Annotated in this window: 14 protein-coding genes; 5 read left to right on the forward strand and 9 right to left on the reverse strand. The window is 36.4% G+C overall.

Features of this window, described 5'->3' with window-relative positions; all coding sequences use genetic code 11:
• Positions 1-36: 36 nt before the first annotated feature.
• Entirely contained in the window at positions 37-1026 is a 990-nt protein-coding gene (locus tag OW157_RS00790; RefSeq protein ID WP_268751429.1) for an asparaginase, read from the forward strand.
• 126 nt (positions 1027-1152) lie between these two features.
• A complete protein-coding gene (locus tag OW157_RS00795; protein WP_268751430.1) occupies positions 1153-3282 on the forward strand; it encodes a copper-translocating P-type ATPase in 2130 nt (709 codons plus the stop codon).
• 162 nt (positions 3283-3444) lie between these two features.
• Here the strand turns inward: OW157_RS00795 and OW157_RS00800 are convergent, their stop codons facing one another.
• From OW157_RS00800 to OW157_RS00835, 8 genes are all read right to left on the reverse strand, one after another.
• Complete coding sequence (locus OW157_RS00800; RefSeq protein WP_268751431.1) at positions 3445-4320, reverse strand: hypothetical protein; 876 nt, start codon at positions 4318-4320, stop codon at positions 3445-3447.
• A gap of 317 nt (positions 4321-4637) precedes the next feature.
• Positions 4638-5603: an exonuclease domain-containing protein gene (locus tag OW157_RS00805; protein WP_268751432.1), complete on the reverse strand. Its 966-nt coding sequence runs from the start codon at positions 5601-5603 to the stop codon at positions 4638-4640.
• Between the two features lie 20 nt (positions 5604-5623).
• Positions 5624-6643: an Eco57I restriction-modification methylase domain-containing protein gene (locus OW157_RS00810; protein ID WP_268752764.1), complete on the reverse strand. Its 1020-nt coding sequence runs from the start codon at positions 6641-6643 to the stop codon at positions 5624-5626.
• Positions 6643-10086: a DEAD/DEAH box helicase gene (locus OW157_RS00815; RefSeq protein WP_268751434.1), complete on the reverse strand. Its 3444-nt coding sequence runs from the start codon at positions 10084-10086 to the stop codon at positions 6643-6645. Before OW157_RS00815 ends, OW157_RS00810 begins: the two co-directional genes overlap by 1 nt.
• Positions 10076-10822 (reverse strand): N-6 DNA methylase, encoded by a 747-nt coding sequence (locus OW157_RS00820; RefSeq protein ID WP_268751435.1) that lies wholly within the window; start codon positions 10820-10822, stop codon positions 10076-10078. The genes OW157_RS00815 and OW157_RS00820 overlap by 11 nt, the downstream gene beginning before the upstream one ends.
• Before the next feature lie 255 nt (positions 10823-11077).
• Positions 11078-11800 carry an SDR family NAD(P)-dependent oxidoreductase gene (locus OW157_RS00825; RefSeq protein ID WP_268751436.1) on the reverse strand — a complete coding sequence of 241 codons (723 nt, stop codon included), beginning with the start codon at positions 11798-11800 and terminating at the stop codon, positions 11078-11080.
• A gap of 161 nt (positions 11801-11961) precedes the next feature.
• Complete coding sequence (locus OW157_RS00830) at positions 11962-13002, reverse strand: alpha/beta fold hydrolase (RefSeq protein ID WP_268751437.1); 1041 nt, start codon at positions 13000-13002, stop codon at positions 11962-11964.
• Between the two features lie 308 nt (positions 13003-13310).
• Positions 13311-13844: a GNAT family N-acetyltransferase gene (locus tag OW157_RS00835; protein ID WP_268751438.1), complete on the reverse strand. Its 534-nt coding sequence runs from the start codon at positions 13842-13844 to the stop codon at positions 13311-13313.
• 261 nt (positions 13845-14105) lie between these two features.
• Here OW157_RS00835 and OW157_RS00840 point away from each other — a divergent pair, with 261 nt between their 5' ends.
• A complete protein-coding gene (locus OW157_RS00840) occupies positions 14106-15575 on the forward strand; it encodes a phosphate:AMP phosphotransferase (RefSeq protein WP_268751439.1) in 1470 nt (489 codons plus the stop codon).
• A 105-nt stretch (positions 15576-15680) separates the two neighbouring features.
• On the opposite strand, the gene OW157_RS00845 is transcribed toward OW157_RS00840, so the two are convergent.
• Positions 15681-16640: a 2-keto-3-deoxygluconate permease gene (locus OW157_RS00845; protein WP_268751440.1), complete on the reverse strand. Its 960-nt coding sequence runs from the start codon at positions 16638-16640 to the stop codon at positions 15681-15683.
• Between the two features lie 328 nt (positions 16641-16968).
• On the opposite strand from OW157_RS00845, the gene OW157_RS00850 reads away from it, so the two are divergent.
• Entirely contained in the window at positions 16969-17166 is a 198-nt protein-coding gene (locus OW157_RS00850) for a hypothetical protein (protein ID WP_268751441.1), read from the forward strand.
• The gene (locus OW157_RS00855) at positions 17166-18503 is read left to right on the forward strand and encodes an FAD-dependent oxidoreductase (protein ID WP_268751442.1); all 1338 of its coding nucleotides are present in this window, start codon (positions 17166-17168) and stop codon (positions 18501-18503) included. The genes OW157_RS00850 and OW157_RS00855 overlap by 1 nt, the downstream gene beginning before the upstream one ends.
• The last annotated feature ends 44 nt before the right edge of the window (positions 18504-18547 follow it).

Genomic DNA, 18547 nt, shown 5'->3' on the forward strand with positions numbered 1-18547 from the left:
ACCCAGTTAGTATATTTAATAGAGAAGGAGACGCTTATGACGAAAAAAATTGCCTTAATCAATCTTGGTGGCACCATTATGTCGATTCATGACCCTGAAACTGGCCGTTTGAAGGCTGGCGCTATGACCGGTGATGAATTGTTAGAAAATGCCAATTTAGATCATTTAGATGTGGACATTGATGTTATTGAAGTAAAAAGCATCGATTCTTCCGAAATGACCCTAGAAGATTTACGAGATATTGCCAATGCAATTCAATCAAGTCTTGATGCTGGAGTTGATGGGATTGTTCTAACCCATGGGACTGATACTATGGAAGAAACAGCCTATATGATGGATCTTATTTTTGCGACTGAGGTTCCAATTGTCTTCACCGGTAGCCAGCTAAGCATTGAAGACCTTGGTTTTGATGGTCACTCTAATATTCGTGACGCTGTCTTAACCGCAAGTTCAGATGAGAGTCGTGGTCAAGGAGTTTTAATTGTGTTTGACCAAAGTATTATTGCTGCTCATGGGGCCATCAAACAAAATAGTATTGGCCTCCACGCCTTTACTTCTTACTTAGGTGGTGAACTCGGGATTCTCTATGATGGCCGTGTGACTTACTATAATTTGAAAAACAAACGCCCACATTTTACAGTAGATTTGTCACAAGCCTTTACGCGTAATGTCCATTTGGTTCGCATGGCCCTAGACTTTAATGCGGATTATCTCAACTATTTGGTTGACCATGATTGCGACGGGCTAATTATCGAATCTTTAGGGGCAGGGCAAATCTTCCCCGATGCTGTTCCCGCAGTGCATAAGGCCTTAGATAAGAATATCCCAGTAATTGTCGTTTCACGGTCCTATACCGGTGGGGTAGTTAGCCTCTATGATGGCGAAGGAGGCGGGGCTGCCTTAGAACAAGCAGGCTGTACCTTTGATCAAGGAAGTCTTAATGGTACCCAAGCCCGAATCAAATTGATTGCGATGCTAAATAGTGATCTAAAAGAAGATATTCAAGCGAATTGGAATCTGTATTAATAAGCAGATGCAATAGGCCAGAAATGTTCTGGTCTATTTTTGTGACCTTTATGGTTTACAATTGTAAACGAAAAAGCTATAATAGTATTGTCTACAACCGTAGTTTTAAAAAAGGGAGGAATTATAATGGTCAAAGAACATGAACATCATCATCATGACCATCATCATAAGCAAAACAAGCCCAAGAATGATTTGCAGGAGAACGAACACTGTCATCACTATGAACATGGTGAACATCATCATGTTCATCACCACGATCATAGTAGCCATTCTGGTCACGACCACCATGATCATTGTGGGCATGGTGGACATGGTCACCACCATCACCATGGTAATTTCAAGAAAATGTTCTGGCAATCCTTACCAATTGGTTTAATTATTATGTTGATTTCACCAATGGGAGAATTGACACTACCAGGACAATTTACCTTTCCGTATTCAGATATTATCGCTTTAGTCTTAGCAACCTTACTGATATTTGTCGGTGGTAAGCCTTTCTTCCAAGGTGGATTAGCTGAAATCAAGGAAGGGCAACCGTCCATGATGGCTTTGATTGGATTAGGGCTTAGTGTGGCTTACCTTTATTCTGCTTATGCTATTTTAGCTGACTATTTCACTAATAATGGTGGAGGAATGAACTTCTTATTTGAATTTGCTTCTCTTATCCTTATCATGCTGTTAGGTCATTGGATTGAAATGCAGTCAGTAGCCAAAGCAGGAGACGCTCAAGAATCCTTGGCTGCCTTGTTACCCAAAGAAGCTCGCCGCAAAGAAGCTGATGGCAATTATACATTAGTCCCTATTAGCAACTTAGTAGTGGGGGACTTAATTCAAGTACAAGCAGGTGAAAACGTGCCAGCAGATGGCCGAATCATTAAAGGACAAAGTCAAGTCAATGAGTCCTTACTAACTGGTGAGAGTAAGGCCGTTGAAAAAGAAATCAATGACCAAGTAATTGGTGGCTCAACAAATGGTGACTCAGTAATAGAAATTGAAGTCGAACGTTTGGGATCTGACTCCTTTATTTCGCAGGTACAAGAATTAGTTGATACCGCGCAAAATCAAGCGTCACGTGCGGAAAACTTAGCCAATAAAGTGGCTTCTTATCTTTTCTATATTGCTTTGACAGCAGCAATCATTGCCTTAATTGCTTGGTTGCTTATTGCAGACTTGCCAACTGCCTTGATGTATGTGGTAACAACCTTGGTTATTGCTTGTCCGCATGCCTTAGGATTAGCCATTCCTCTAGTTGTGGCTCGATCAACCTCTATAGGCGCTCACTACGGTATCTTAACTAAGGACCGTCAAGCCTATGAATTAGCAGATAAGGCAGACGTTATTGTTCTCGACAAGACAGGCACCTTAACAAAAGGACAGTTCGACGTTTTAACAATTAAATCATTAAATAGCAACTTCAATGAAGCCGAAATCACTGGCTTATTAGCTGGTATTGAATCTGGATCCACCCATCCTATCGCCCAATCCTTAGTCCAATACGCAAAAGATCAAAACATTTCACCAGTAGAATTCACCGAAAATAAAGTTATTTCTGGTCAAGGTGTGGCTGGTAACTATGAAGGTCATTCTTATCAACTAATTAGTGAGGCTGCTTATGGGGAGAATTTGGACTTTGACCGCCCAACTGGTGCGACAGTATCAGTTTTAGTGAAAGATGGCGAAGCGATTGCAGCAGTAGCCTTAGGAGATGAATTAAAAGACTCTAGTCAAGATCTTATCCAACAACTTAAAGAAGCAGGTAAAGAAGTGATTATGGCTACAGGTGACAATGAAAACTCTGCTTCCATAGTTGCTAAGGAATTAGGGATTGAGTATTATGCCAATCAATCACCTGAAGACAAATATGAATTGGTTAAAGAGCTAAAAGCCCAAGACAAACATGTGATCATGGTTGGTGATGGTGTTAACGATGCGCCATCCTTAGCCTTAGCTGATGTGGGTATGGCCATTGGTGCTGGAACCCAAGTGGCATTAGACTCAGCTGATGTGATCCTAACACAATCTGAACCTAGCGACATTCAAGCATTCCTAACATTAGCACGTAAAACAAATCGTAAAATGAAGGAAAACTTAGCATGGGGAGCTGGCTATAACTTCATAGCTATCCCATTAGCAGCAGGATTATTAGCACCAATCGGAATCACCATTAGCCCAGCCTTAGGAGCAATTCTAATGTCATTATCAACAGTGATTGTGGCAGTAAATGCCATGACTCTAAGAGTAAAAGAAGACGACTAAGTTTATATAAGATAAAAAACCGACTCAACAAGTATCTGTTGGGTCGGTTTTATTTATGTATATAAATGGGGAGGGAAGTTATTTTTGAATAGCGTTTACTTTCGATAATATATATTATGTAAACTAGACTATTAATTTTCTAGCTTGGAATAATAAAAACTATTAAATGATAATTCTTCTATTATTAATAATCTTTTCAATCTCTGGATCATCTATAATGTAATTTCCTACTCTTTCCATATGACCACAATGCTGACAGGCAAAAAGATTTTTTGTTAAAATTTCTTCTAGAAGAAATTGGTTGTTATATATTGATGCACACTTATCACAATAAAATTCAGTATGTTCAAGTATGTATTTATATGCTGATTTAATATCATCATCTTCAATACCAATAATCTCTAGATATTTAATATCGAGAATAACTTGATTAATTACACGATAGTTTTCACTAATTTTAAATATATCTTGAAAGATTTTAATAGCCACCCTCATTGCTATGTGATAAATATGTAGGAAAACCGAGTAATAATAACCCCATAAATTATTCCATATATCATTATTCGCAAAGACAAAGTTTAGATTTTTGGGATTTGTAGTATGGTTTTTGTCGTTTGTAATTATATGTAAAGATTTATTCCAAACAGAAGCTAAATCACTTTTATCTTTTGTGTATAATAATTCATATAATTCTTTACCATTCCAAGGACAAATAACTTCATCAATTGCATTAGATAAGGTTGTAATAATAAAATCAGACTTTCCTCTTTTAAATTCACTAATATCATAATCTTTCGCCTTATTAGAATATTGAATTTTATTTAACAAGTCGTCGCCCGAAGATAATAACCAGCACAAATAAAAGAATGTGTCATGTATTGGTTTTCTTGAAGTAGCAAAAGCTACAGAGACCCTTCCCTCTTCAATAGAGCGTAAGGAGTCTCCCATATACATATTAAAATCAGATAACAGAGAGAACAGTAAGTGAGGTTTAAGTATATAGTTAGCTTCTGAGGAATAATTATTTTTTCTAGCCATTCAATTAAATTATTATTATTAGATTTACCTTCTTTATTTTGGAATTCAATTTCAGGTTGTGATAAATTATGTTCATCAGCTAGCACTAATAGATTTGTAATTATATCTTGTAAATATAGCATGTAGGCGTGCTGTTTTTGCAGTTCATGTGGTATTTTTTTCAACTGATTAGCCAAATTCTACCTCCTTGTATTATTCAGAAGCTTTTTAGGAACAGTTTAGTCATTATTATTAGTATTAATAATAAAATTGAAAGATTTATGAATCTATACGCTCACTCTTATAGTTTCTAAATTGAGATTAATTATATCATCATCTTATTCCAAATTGGTCGTATCAATTATTTCTAGAAATTCATCACCTGAATAAAAAGTTATGTCATTACCGTTATCAAATAACTCATGAGCTTTTCGATATTTATTTGATTTACAATCTATTAAATTATGGGCAGTTGGTTTGCCTTCAATAAAAATATCAGTATCTTTATTGATAGTGTTTTTTGGATGTCCACCAACGGCAATAATTGCTAATTTACATTGATTTCTTGATAAGTCATCGGCAATTTTACCTGTAATAGCAATTACTTTATTATAAAATATGTGGTTTTTGTCTAATTTGGAATGATCAACTTCATTAACTAAATTGTCTATTTCTTTCTGAGTTAGGCTTTTATTATCGACTTTCTTTTTTAAGTTTGTGGTTATTTTTTTTGAATTGTCGCTTCCATGAGATGTTAAGGTTCCATAGCCATTATAACCGGCTTTTAATTGAAGGTCTAAAAGAGAGTCAGATTTAGTATACTTAATTAATTCTTCAATAATAAATGCTGAAGCTTTGGCATCGTCTAATGCATCATGATGCATGAAGTTAAACCCTAACTCTTGCGCAAGTGGTTTAAGACCAAGTTTAAAATATTTACCCTTCCAAATGGCCCTGGCAAGCACAAGACTATCCATAAATTTAACTTCATCAAATTGATAGTTGTGTTTATTGGTTGCTGATATAATCACTCCACGATCAAACCCCGAATGACTTATAATTGGGAGTCCATTACAGAATTCAAGAAAATGAGCAAATACTTCGACAAAATTTGGTTTATCTTCAACATCCTGACTTGTAATACCATGTATATTTATATTTCGTTGTTCGAAGTCTTCTTCAGGATTAATCAAAGATTCAAATTGATCTACTATCTTTCCATCAGAAACTTTTACTGCACCTAAAGAGCAAGCTGATGAACGATTCCTGTTTGCTGTCTCAAAATCATAAGTCACGTACTCCATAATCTTTCTCCTTCTATAGTTTAATTCATTTCTTGGACATTGTTTTCTATGAAACTAATCTCTGTATCAGACAAGTTATATTTTTTGTATAACTGTTGATCTATATTAGCAATACTTTGGGTCCAATCAATATCAGATTTATTTGTAAAGTTTTGAATAGGAATATTTTCCCAGGTTGATTTTGGATTGTCTTGTGTGACTTTTAAAGTTCCTAATAGCACTCTTGTGAATTTAGTTTTAATATATTTTAATAAATTATTCGCTTCATTTTCATTATCCAATATACCAATACTTATAAATGATTGGGTATGCCCAATCATGGGCTGCCCAATCATGGGCGTGCTTAATACTTCTCCTAAAGCACCTGATCCATTTGATTTGGGAACAAAAACTTTAAACTTGTTTAGATTTGGACTTTTAGCAATATATTTATTTTTTATATACCTATATGTCCTTTTGTTTTTAATTAAACCAATAATTTTGTAATCATCATCACATAAATTAGTTTTCGTAAAAACATTTAATCTTTCAAAAGCATTTGTTCTTAGCCTTCTGTCTTTACCATTACTTCCTATGATAGATTTTAATTCTGGATAATCGTTATACAGCTCATTTAAATTATACTTATCTTGAGGATAAATATAATTTGAAATTGAAATTTCGTGAATTTTTTTAACTTTTTGTAATATAGAATTTAATTCACTGAAAGGAGTAAATGTATTTATTGGTCCAAAGTTCTTTTTTGCATCTTTATATGAAACTACAATTCCGCCTTTTATATCAGTATTAGGAAATATGTTATTTGATTTTGGCTCATAATAGATTATTTTAAAATGAGTGTCGTTTAACATTTTTTGATTAAATAATTTCGGAGTGCTGCCAGCGTTAAAAAGAAAACGTGCTGGTGTGATGAGTAACACTTTATTGGAAATAATATAAGACTGTTCCATAAATTTATGATATAAAGGAGCAGTAAATTTATTCTTTCCTTTTGCTTCTTCTTGGTATGGAGGATTACCTATAATTACATCAAACTTCATTAAAAATCTCCTTTCTTGAATAATCGATTAATTGTCTCTTCCATTTTTCCTGCTTTACTTACTTCAGTTAAGTCATATTCGATAATATTTCTATTAGATATTCCTTCTAAACCATCAAAAATATGGTTTAGAAGAATATTATAAGTAATATTAGTAGGTGCAATTGCATAGAGTTGGTGTTCGTAAATATGTTTAAGTCGCTCTTGTTCATTAGGAAATTCTTCCTTTAAACCATCAAATAGTCTACGTGCGATTTCTGATAGGAATAGACCAGATTTAGCATAAGGATCCAAGAATGTTTTACTGGAATCACTAAAAATACCAGGATTTTCTTCTTCCAAAGCATCTACCATTTTTATAACCATTGATACTGGAGTAAATTGTTGGTTAGTCTTTTGCAGTGGAATATAATCAAAAATTGTTTCAGTATCATTACGTTCGTAGTAATTAGAAAGCTCTTCTTTTTTATTGAAAAATTCTTGTATAGAAGCATTGAAAACAGCCTTGTTGAAGAAACCATCGTATCGTTGAATATTTCCGAGTTGATCTGTTTGGGGTTCACCATCTTCTTTTGTTTTTACCCATCCATCTCTTAATAACTGGAATTGATGTTTGGTGATAGAGGTTAATTCGAGGAATGTTTCATCAGATATATTAACTTCAAAGTTATCCACTGTTGTATTTTTGTTACCATATGCCATTAGCGCTGAAGGAATTGTCCGAGTGAAGCCTCTAAGTCGATCACGGACCTCCATTTCTTCAGTATTTTTTTTAGTGGTTTCTTGTTTTTCAATACGTTCTTTAATGATTTCTTCTTGGCTATTTCTTAAATCGGTTTCTAAAGATTGGGTAAACTCAGTTTTTACCTGATTTAATAATTCTTCATTTTGTCGAGCAGTATTTAATTTTTCTTTATTATATTTTTCGTCAATTAGTTCTTTGTCTTTTTGAGTTAAAGTGTTATCGAGTTCAATTTTTTGTCTTTTTTCAATTTCATTATTTTGACGATTAAAATCATTTTGAATTTGATTATATTTACTCGATAATTCATCTTTTCTAAAAGTAATTTTCTCTTGTGCGTTTCTTTCTTGTTGGTTGATATCATCTTTTGCCTGAGTTTTAGTAGTATTCATATTACTACTATATAATTCAGTTGCTGTTGCTTTGTTAGTGTGGGTATTAAAATCATTATAATATTGTTTAGGCGATTTTTTTAATAGTTCTTCAATCGTTGAATTTTTGTATAATTTCTTACCAAATGGCGATTCTTGCACCTGGAAAATATTATTGGTTTTGTCTGTAATAATATTATCTGGTACATCTATCTCTCCGTAATCATCCACCATAGGGTTCTGCTTAGTAATTTCTTCAGTTGTTTCAATAGATTTCCACCCTTTTTCCTCAGGCAATTGGTTTAACGCATCGCGAATTTCTTGCGGTGCATTAAAAATATTTCCAATGTTTTTAAACAAAAGATTACTCATAAAACCATTACGAACAACTTCTCTTGAACGAATGCGATTAGGGAGAATCATAATATCCTCAGCAGAAAATTCTATCATTTTACCAGATTCATCTTCCCCAATCACAGGGAAAAAGTTAATAAGCTCTTTAACATTTTCTTTTCTTTCATCATCAGATAATCGTTTAGAATTTTCATATAAGTTATTAGCATAATCATCATATAACTGAAGTGTACGATCAGGACTGAAATCAAAAACATAAGCTCTTTCCTTAAGAATTAAATTGCCTTTGCTGTCAGTATACGAGTGCGGATTTTGTGCCCTGAATGCAGCTTGGAAATAGAGTGCGGGACTCACAATATTGTTTAACATAAAGACTGCTGTCCATTCAGGAATAGTGACACCAGTTGTTAATTGTCCAACTGATAAAGTAATCGTTTTATTGTGCTTTTTAATTGCTGTTTTAACGCGATTATAACTTTTCGCTACTCGACGGGTATCTATAGCTTCTTGATTAAGAATTGAATCATTAACCTCATCTTCCTGGTTATTTTCTAAAGGTTTACCATCTCCAGCTGCGATAATGATTTCATAATCTTTAAATATAGGATGTTTTTTCAATAGTTTTTCAAGTGCTTTTACTGAGTCAACTCGAGATAGTAGCCAGAAGGTGTGGTTCAATTCATTACGGTATTTATTCTGCGAGAATGGCATTTCACCTTCACAGAGATTATCTAAAAATCTTTTTATGTCTTCTTCGTATTCGAATTTACCATTTTCATTTGTTTTAAAGAATTCATTCAAATCAAAGGCAAAATCAATATTGGTGTCTTCTGATACTTGTATTCCTTTTTCAACTCTTTCTTGAATCAGTTCACTCATCTGGTAAGTGAACATGCTTAATTCAGGAAGATTTGCATAAGGATTAGTTTCAGGTGTGTTGGCATCCCATTCATGTTTGGCTGCCTGCTCATCTACATAAGTCCAGTTATAGATTTGATTTTGCTTAAATTTGCCATCCGACAAAGCTTTAAATGGTGTCCCTGATAAATGCAAGGTGAATTTACGGTTGAGATTATCAAAGGCTTTATCGGTTTTTAATGTATCTACTCCTTCATGTGCTTCATCAATAACTAGAAGATCCCAGTTTTCATTAGCAATCCAACCTAATTTTTCAAATCCACCACCAAAATGTACTGACCCCTTTAGATCTTGTAAAGAAACAAATGCTACTAACTTGGCTTCTTCGTCATCAATAAGAACCTCTTTTACAAATTCTTCTCGAGTTCGAGCTTTTCCTTTTAATGAATCAGTATCTGAAACAAAATAAAAGCCTTCTTCTTTACGCCACCTTATAAAACGATTAAAGTCATCTAACCATGAATTTGCAATAGCTGGGCGATTGGTAACAATTAGAGTTCGATAAGATTCTATTTTTCTCATAAAATCATAAGTCGTTAAAGTTTTTCCAAACCGTGGTTTGGCATTCCATAAAAATTCGCGTTGATCATTTTGATTCTTTGACTGGTAGAAATAAGCCATTGTTTGATTAATGGCATCTTCTTGTTCTGGTCGTAAATGATATTCTGAATGCTCTGAATGTGGAATATCATTCTTAGGGATGACGATATAATTATCGACCATTTCCTCAGAATGTTCTGGATGCCCCTTAAAATCAAACCATTCAGTCGCTGAGCCAAATTGTGCTTGTTCAATTCCTTGTTCCCTGAAATAACGATGCAAATCTTTATCTGAAAACCAAGTACCATCAGTTCGTTGAGCTATTTTATCCCATAATAAATTATATTTGACCCCTAGAGTTCCTGTTTGTTGGTGAATTCTTTGATTGACATCTTCATGGGTTGTCTCTCCTACTTTGACAAAACCAGGGTCCCTATCTATTAACTGATCGGTGTTATAGCCGTAAACTTTATTCTTTCTTGAAAAATAAGGTTTGATTATGGTTTTATCAGTTGTCATAGTACTCAATCTCCTCTTTATAAACTTTGCTAATCACAACCTCAGCATATCCGTATTTATCAAAAGACACATCTATTTCTTCGCCAAAATCATAATCAGCAAATAAGTCATATTCTTCGTAGAACTTCGGATAGTCATTCATAGTTCCCTTTTGATGGTCTGCATTATCGTAAATTTCATCAAGCGTATAATCAGTTTGACTCACAACTAATTCGCCTAAGGGTGTTACTTCACAAACTTCCCATTCTGTAAAAGTAATAGGATCTCCAATACGATCTTTTCGTGTCAAAAAGTTACCATTAACTATATTTTTACTGATGATATAATTTGCACTTTTTATAACGTCATCATTAGCTTCACCATGGAATAATTGGACGACTTCTAGGTATTCTTTCTGAAAGGTGGTCGCAAGATTCATGGCACACATTTGAGCATTATCTTCTAAGAGTTCAATGCCATATAATGTTGATAAGGCATATAAGGCATGACTTTCGTATTCTATGAGTGTTTTATTGAGGAACTCTTTTTTTACACTGGCAAGTTTCCTCTCTAAGATAGCTACTAAAAAGTTTCCATCACCAGCAGCAGGTTCAAGAAAGGTTTTGGTATAAGATTCTGTCGCATTTTTAATTTCAGGAATATCCAACATTTTTTGAACCATCCAGTCCGGAGTGAATACTTCTCCATGTTGTTTAACGCGATCGTTACTTTTAATTAACTTTTTAATTTTATTCACCCCGTTTTAAATAACTAATAAGTGATTTACTTTTTATATGAAATTAATATTTTAGCGATTATTTATTAACAATATCGGTTTTTACTAACACGCTCTTTATACGGATTATATCATATTATAAGAAGAAAATTTTTTATTCATAGTCAACAAGGTGGTAAAAATTTAATTTCTAAAGATAAAAACCTCTAAAGTTGATTAAGAATTTAACTTTAGAGGTTTTTATATTCAATTTTTTTAGAATTATTTAGTAATTTTTTATTTAGCCGTATACCCACCATCAGCGGTAAAAGCTGCGCCAGTTGAGAATGTGGATTCGTCAGAAATGAGGTATAAAACAAGATAGGCAATTTCTTCTGCCTTACCAACACGTTTCATTGGTGTGGTCTCAACTACTTCCTCGAACAGTCGTATTTCTGTTTCTACGACCCCGGGATGGACTGAGTTCACACGGATATGATCATCTACTAATTCTAAGGCAGCTGATTGAGTTAAGCCACGCACGGCAAATTTGCTAGCGCCATACGCCGCAGCATCTGGTGTCCCTACTAAACCTGATGTTGATGAGATATTGACGATTGAACCCTTACCAGCCTCACGCATTAATGGAATTGCAACTTGCATGCCTTTATATACTGAATAAATATTAGTATCAATAATTTGGTAGAAAGTTTCGTCGGTGAGGTCTTCAATGCTACCTTCTTCAGGACCTGTAATACCTGCGTTATTCACTAAGCCATCTAAGTGACCGTACTTTTCTTTAATCTCTGTAATTACTCGGTCCCAGTCTTCTGCCTTAGTGACATCTTGTTGGATGGTATGAATTTGGTCATTATCAGCCTTGACGTTATCTAATTTTTCTTGGGTACGTCCGGTAATGATGACTTGAGCCCCTTCTTTGGCCAAGAGTTTAGCGCTAGCTGCACCGATTCCAGAACCGCCACCAGTAATTAAAACAACTTTATCTTGTACACGTCCCATATGAAATCCTCCTTAATTTGCCCTATTTTGATAATACTTACCTATAGTTTATAGGAAAGTAATGTGTCTTGCTAGTTAGATAACTTCGTTTTGTAAGCCCTTAACAAAAAATCCTGAAGAAAAGGCATTGCGTGCTCTTTTTTAGGATTTTTTATTAATTTTTATTCTCCATGCCACTCTGCTAATTTCTCCATTAACAACTTTTCACTTGCCTCAGCTGCTGCTTGGTTAGCTTCTGAGCTACCCCCTACTGCTAGTAGGCTGGATTGGTTGCCGATGATATCACCTGGATTATAGAAGAGATGGCCTGCTTCAGGATAAATTTCTAGCTGAATTCGGTCATTGTGGTTGGCGAGGTCTTTTGCCATCGCTTTACTGGGCCACATTTGATCATCACCACCTGCGAATAAGAGAATCTCTCCAGAATAGTCCTCCACTTTGATTCGACTGGCTTCTAAGTCTTCAACAGCACTCCTTTCTAAGACACTAGCATAGGTCGCTGTAAAGTGAACTGGTGTCAGAAAAACAAAACCACTGATCATTTTGATGAAGGAGGAGAAGGATGCGACAGTTTGCTTCAAGTAAGGCAGTGGCTTGCCTTGATAGGCCCATGAAGATTGCTTCATGTTTTTAGTATCGAGAGCGAAAAAGCTATGAGAGGTTGGTGCAAAGGCCACTACTTGATCAATGGCATCAGGATAAATGGTAGCTAAATTAAGGGCTAATTCGGCCCCTTTGGAAGAACCAACTAGGGTCAAGGGTTGGTCTTCATCAATTAATTCTAGAAAATCACCAAAAAAGTCAAGTGGCACTTCAGCTAATGTTTGCGGTTGCTTAGGCATACCAAAATAAAATAAGGCATATACTTCATAGCCGGCTTGAGCGATTTGTATGGCACGATCGTAATCAGGGCTCCCTTCTGACCCGCCAAAGGTCACGACTACTCCTTGAGACGTTTTATCTTCGGGTAGTAAATGAAAGCCTTGAATGGCATCTTGGTTAATGCGGTCAACATTTACCTCGTCGATACTTGTTTGGTATCGACTCAGGTCAGTGGGATTATTGTAGGTCGAACTTGTTTGATCACTGGGAAGTTGATCCTTATAGCGACGCCAATTCACCCAACGAATCAGGCTAATCATCAGAAAAATTACTAAAGCGATAAGCAATACTCTAAGCAGGAATTTTCCTAATACTTTCATGAGTTAACCTCCTTTATTACTGGCTGATAGTTTATATTCTCCTTCCTATGGCGAGCGCGTATTTCTTCTCATTAACTTTTTAGGACGTCATGTGGCCCCCTACCCTATTTATGATGACCGTCTCTTGCTACTATAATTATACTATTAATGGTTCCATTATTACTATAAAAACCATTAATTTACACAAAATTTACATTAATTGATTGCAATAAAAAGAATTTGTTCTGATTTTTGGATCCTAACTAAAAACAGGTGACTCATTAGTAAGTCACCTGTTGCTTAGATTCTTATTTACTTGTAGTAGAAGGTTATTCTTCATCCAGACTATAATCATAAACTTTGGCATAGAGGTTTTTTCGGGTAGCGATAAACTGCTCTTCTGTCATTGCTTCTGGATAGGACATTAGCCGTAGTGGTAATTCTGGGTGGTCAATAGATAATTTGGGTTGGAAGTAGGCATAGTCATTGTAGTGAAATTCATACCGTTTATAGAAGCCAATCCGCCGTTTTGCCCACTCATCTTGAGGAGGTTCGACTTCTAAGATAATCGTTTTATCGGCTTGGTTAGCAAATTCGTCTAAAATTTTACCCCCTAATCCGAGATTACGGTATTGCCCACTCACTGCAAAGTGTTCCACATAGAGAAAGTCATCCAAGTCCCAAATCGCAATAAAGGCTTGAACCTGGTCTTTATCGTCATCACGGAAGACATAGATATGGTAATAATCTAAGTCTAACAAGGCTTTCTCACCTGCATAGTCACGGCGCTCACTCTCAGGGAAACTGGCCACCATAATTTCGAAGACTTGGCTAAATTCATCGGGACGCATTTTTTTCAGCATTATATTCCTCCTCTGTTAAATGGTATGTACTCTATTGGTACTTATCAGTCTATTCTAGCATGAAGTCAATAAGAAGCAAACTCAGAATAAGTGTGGCATTCTTTTTGAGACTAGAACAAAGGCGCTCATCTTTTAGTTTTATTGCAACAGTTAGTATTATTAATTTAAATAAGTGTTATCTAGGTAGTCTGACTTTATCATTGGCTCTACCTTCGCTATAATGAAAGAAAAGCGCTGTCAAGCCGAGAAAAAGGTGGGTTTATGTTACCAAGTAAGAAAGTGAAACGTTATGAAATTTCTGAAGAATTATCCGATAAGAAGCGGTCTGAATTGGGTGAAGCATTTGCTAAAGTGCATCGCCAATTACAAGAGACTGACAAATCTATGTTAGTGATTGTTGATGGTTGGGAGTCTAGTGGTAAGGGGTTCTTACTGAAAGACCTAACTCGTGAGTTGGATCCGAAATATTTTGAAGTAGAAGTTTTCGAAGAATCCGGTGTGGACGATTCCAAGTTCCCCTACCTGAGACGGTTTTTCCGTCGGGCACCGCGTAAGGGTCAGATTATGTTTTTTGATCGGTCCTTTTACTATGACCTTTTCCACTCCTTAGATTTGTCAGGTAAACGTTTAGAACATATTATTAATGATATTTCCTTTGTGGAACGTGCCTTGCATGATGACGATACCTTGATTGTGAAATTCTTTATCCATCAAAGTAAAAGCGAAATGGCTAACCGAATTGCGTCATTAGAACAGGATGACTACCGTGATGTCTTACTGGATGACAGTGATTATGACCAATTAAAACACTATAAGGACTACTTTAAGCATTTTTCTGAGATTTTAAATCGTACCAATTTTGCCCACAGTCCATGGCATATCCTCTATACTGATGGCAAAAAAGACCAATCCCGTTTGGCCCTAGCTACTTGTATAGATGAACTAGAAAAGTGGTTGGCCGCTGACTTAGAGCGTCCCCTCCCCCAATTAGAAGATCTCTCTAAACAAACCCCTCCCCTATCCACACTGGATTTAAGTTTGACAATTTCTGAATCAGACTACCATGATATCAAGGATGCCCTCCAAGAAGAAGCCGCTGACTTGCTCTACCAGGCTTATCGTGAAGATAAGGGTGTCATTATTGCCTATGAAGGCACGGATGCTGCAGGTAAAGGGGGTAATATCGAACGGCTGACTCGGTTGATGGATCCCCGGGGTTATGATGTGGCAACAGTGGCGGCGCCTAATGAAGAGGAAGATAGCCACCATTATTTATGGCGTTTTTATCGTGACTTCCCCAGTCAAGGTCGGATGACCATTTTTGACCGGTCTTGGTATGGCCGCGTTTTAGTGGAAGCCATTGAGGGTTTTACACCTGATTATCGGACCCAAGAAGCTTATGCTGAAATCAACCAAATGGAACACAATTTGACCCACCAAGGCTACTTAGTTTTGAAATATTTAATTATTATTGACGAAGACGAGCAATATGACCGGTTCATGGGTCGGGAGAAAAATCCTGATAAACAATACAAGATTACCGATGAAGACTGGCGTAACCGGGAAAAATTCTCCGACTATGTGGAAGCTATGAACGAAATGTTCTTACGCACTTCAACTGACCATGCCCCCTGGCTTTTAGTGCCAGGTAACGATAAACGCTATGCTAGGATTATGGTCTTAAAAGACTTCATCAAACGCATGCGTGATTTCTTAGCTGAAGAGGAGTAAGTTAATATCGTATCGCCCGTTTTTGTCCCCCATTAGATTATACAAAAAAGCGCAACCCCATTCTTATTTTGTAGAGGTTGCGCTTTTTTATATTACTTTGTTTGTTTAGGCTTTTTGTTGGTTTTTCTTTTTATCATCTTGGCCATGGGCTTTTTCATAGAGTTTATTGACTATGATAGGTGTCACTAAAATTGTGATAATCGCTGTGGCAAGAATTTGTGCAGTGGCATCACTAACATAAGGTTGAGCCGCTGGGACTGAAGCAGCAATCATCGCTGGGAAGGCAGAAGAGGCATTAGCGACCCCTAACATGGATCCGGCTGCTACTCCGTCGTTTTTAAGAACTAAAGTATCTGTTACTACCATTAGTGACATAATCACGTAGAAGATAATGACTAAGACAATTCCCACTAATGAGGCTTGTAAGGCATCAAGTAGGTTTAAGCCATAGCCGACTTTCCAACCTAGAAGTGGGACAACCGCAGCAATTCCGCCCTTGAAGATATCATTGAAATCCTTATCAATATTTCCTAAGAACATTCCAACAAAGAAAGGAATCAAGGTAGAAAGGATTGGCATCCAATCAAATTCGCCCCCGCCTTGGAAGGAATAGATGAATAACGGTAGGACTGGAATAGCGAAAATTGAAGTAATTCCAAATGCGCCGGTATCGATATCTTCACCATAACTTCCCACTAGGGATAAGTATAAGGCCGGGTTTATTGAGGACATTACAATGGTAAAGGCCATCGCATTTATTCCTAAAATCCCCTCTTGGCCAAAGAGCGTCATGTATAAGAAACTCAAGCCAATTGCTAAAATCAGTTTAACGATGAAGAGCACACCGTGACGTTTAAATAATTTTCCTAAGCCCTTCACATCTAGTCCGATACCAGAGAAAAATGTAATCATTGCGATTAGGAAGGTGGTATGGTCGCCACCCAGAAAAGCTTCTGTTACCCCTCCGATATTAAATACACCTGGGAAAAAGGTATAGATAAGCGCGCTAAGTAACATTGGAAACAGGAAAGTACCCGCTGGCACTTTTTGCATAAATTTTACCATTGTAAAACTCCTTCATTTTTGTTTTTTGCAAATGGTAACGCATGTAAAATTCAATAAAATGAGTTAATTATCTCACTGCCTATGAAAAAACACTAAGATAGAAACGATTATCTCGAAATTATGCATTTTTTGCTATTATATATAATAACCGAAAATGAGTGGGAATACAATAATTAAGCTTACATTTAAAATCCATGTGAAAAATATAATTAATCCCCTAGTGCTCAAATATTTGGTATGTTAAAATTATATAAAGCACATGTGAACGGTTACTTAGGTTTTAATGTGTTTATAAAATGATTATGAAAAATTTCAGGGAGGGATTTCTGTGAAGAAAGGTTTGTTTATATACACCTTACAAATGCTAGTGGCCACGGTTGCGGTATTTGCTTTGATATTATGGCTATTTTCTGACTACTACAGTTTTGAAGAATGGTCAGGCGAAGAAGAAACGGCTTTAAATATTGAAGGCTATTCTAGTGACTTACTTTATGATGCATTGATTGAAAAGGAAGGTGTCGGCTAATGAAGATATTTATGGAGAGATGGCTATTACCCTTAATTTCATTTGTTATCGGTGGTGGATTATTTGCCCTCTATCTGGTTTCTATCGGCGAATCGAATGGTTTTACTTGGTTGATTACGGTTTATTCTGCCATTATGGCCCATACATTTATGGTGGTTGGTTTATTTATTGCGTCTCGTCCCCGTTTTCTGGAGAAACATATCGGGATGCCTAAGATGTATGAAACCCACGCGGTTATGACGCTACTGGCTTGTTTGATTATTCTCTTCCATATTATCCACTTCTGGTCTGGTGTGGGAGCAATGTTTAGAAGTTTGACGACTATTTTTGGTTACCTCGCTTTTATCTGTATGTTATGTGGTCTCCTATCTGGGATGCTATCATTATCAGGTATGTTTATTCAAAAATTCCCTGCCCTCTTGAAAATCAAAGAAGGCCTCAACCGGGAAGTGATGCTTTGGGTGCACCGGATTACTGGTATAGGTGCCATTGTTTTTGCTTACTTGCAACAGTTCTTTACCTTCACCCGGTTCGTACAACCTTACTTCACTGCCTTAACCATTGTGACATTTGGGACGATTGCCTATTACTTGATTTGGAAGTTAAGCATCGCGATGTCTTCTAAATTTGAGGTGGTTCGCATTGAAAAGGAAACTCCAACACTTTGGGCTTTGGAATTGAAACCAGTTAATGGGAAATTACCAACCTATCGTCCGGGTGACTACTTCTCAATTTACTTAAAAGATGTGGATGGCGTGGGTAGCGAAGCCCATCCCTTCTCAGTGTCAAGCGCCATCACTGAAGAATTTCCTGATCGTATCCAATTTATGATCAAAGAGTCAGGGGATTGGTCAGGGTCCTTAGACAAGGTGCAAGTTGGTGACAAGGCAAAACTTGATGGTCCTTATGGCGATTACTATCAGCCTGCCATCGAAGCCAGTGACAAGCCTTTCGTGCTCCTAGCCGGTGGGATTGGCTTGACCCCTAACCTCGCCATTATTCGTCATGAAATTGAAGAAAGCACCCAACGTCGGATTCATTTGATTTGGGCCCTATCCTTGAAGGAGGATACCTTTATGCTAGATGACCTAGAAGCCTTCAAGAAGGACAATCCTAATTTTGACTATGATTTGATTTATAGTGTGGATGAAGTTGAAAATTATGACCATGGTTTTATTTCAGATAAGTTTCTCGAGAAAATTGGTGTTCATGAATTATATGGTGATGCGGAATTCTTTATCTGTGGACCAGGCGTGATGATTAATGCAACTAAGGATTTACTATTAAATAATGAAGTGGAACAAGAGCGAATCCACATTGATGAATTTGACTTCTAAATTGATTTGTAAGCGATAATTGCGGACCATGTATGCGATTGAGC

It is taken from the genome of Aerococcus kribbianus (genome assembly GCF_026805545.1).
GTDB lineage: Bacteria > Bacillota > Bacilli > Lactobacillales > Aerococcaceae > Aerococcus > Aerococcus kribbianus.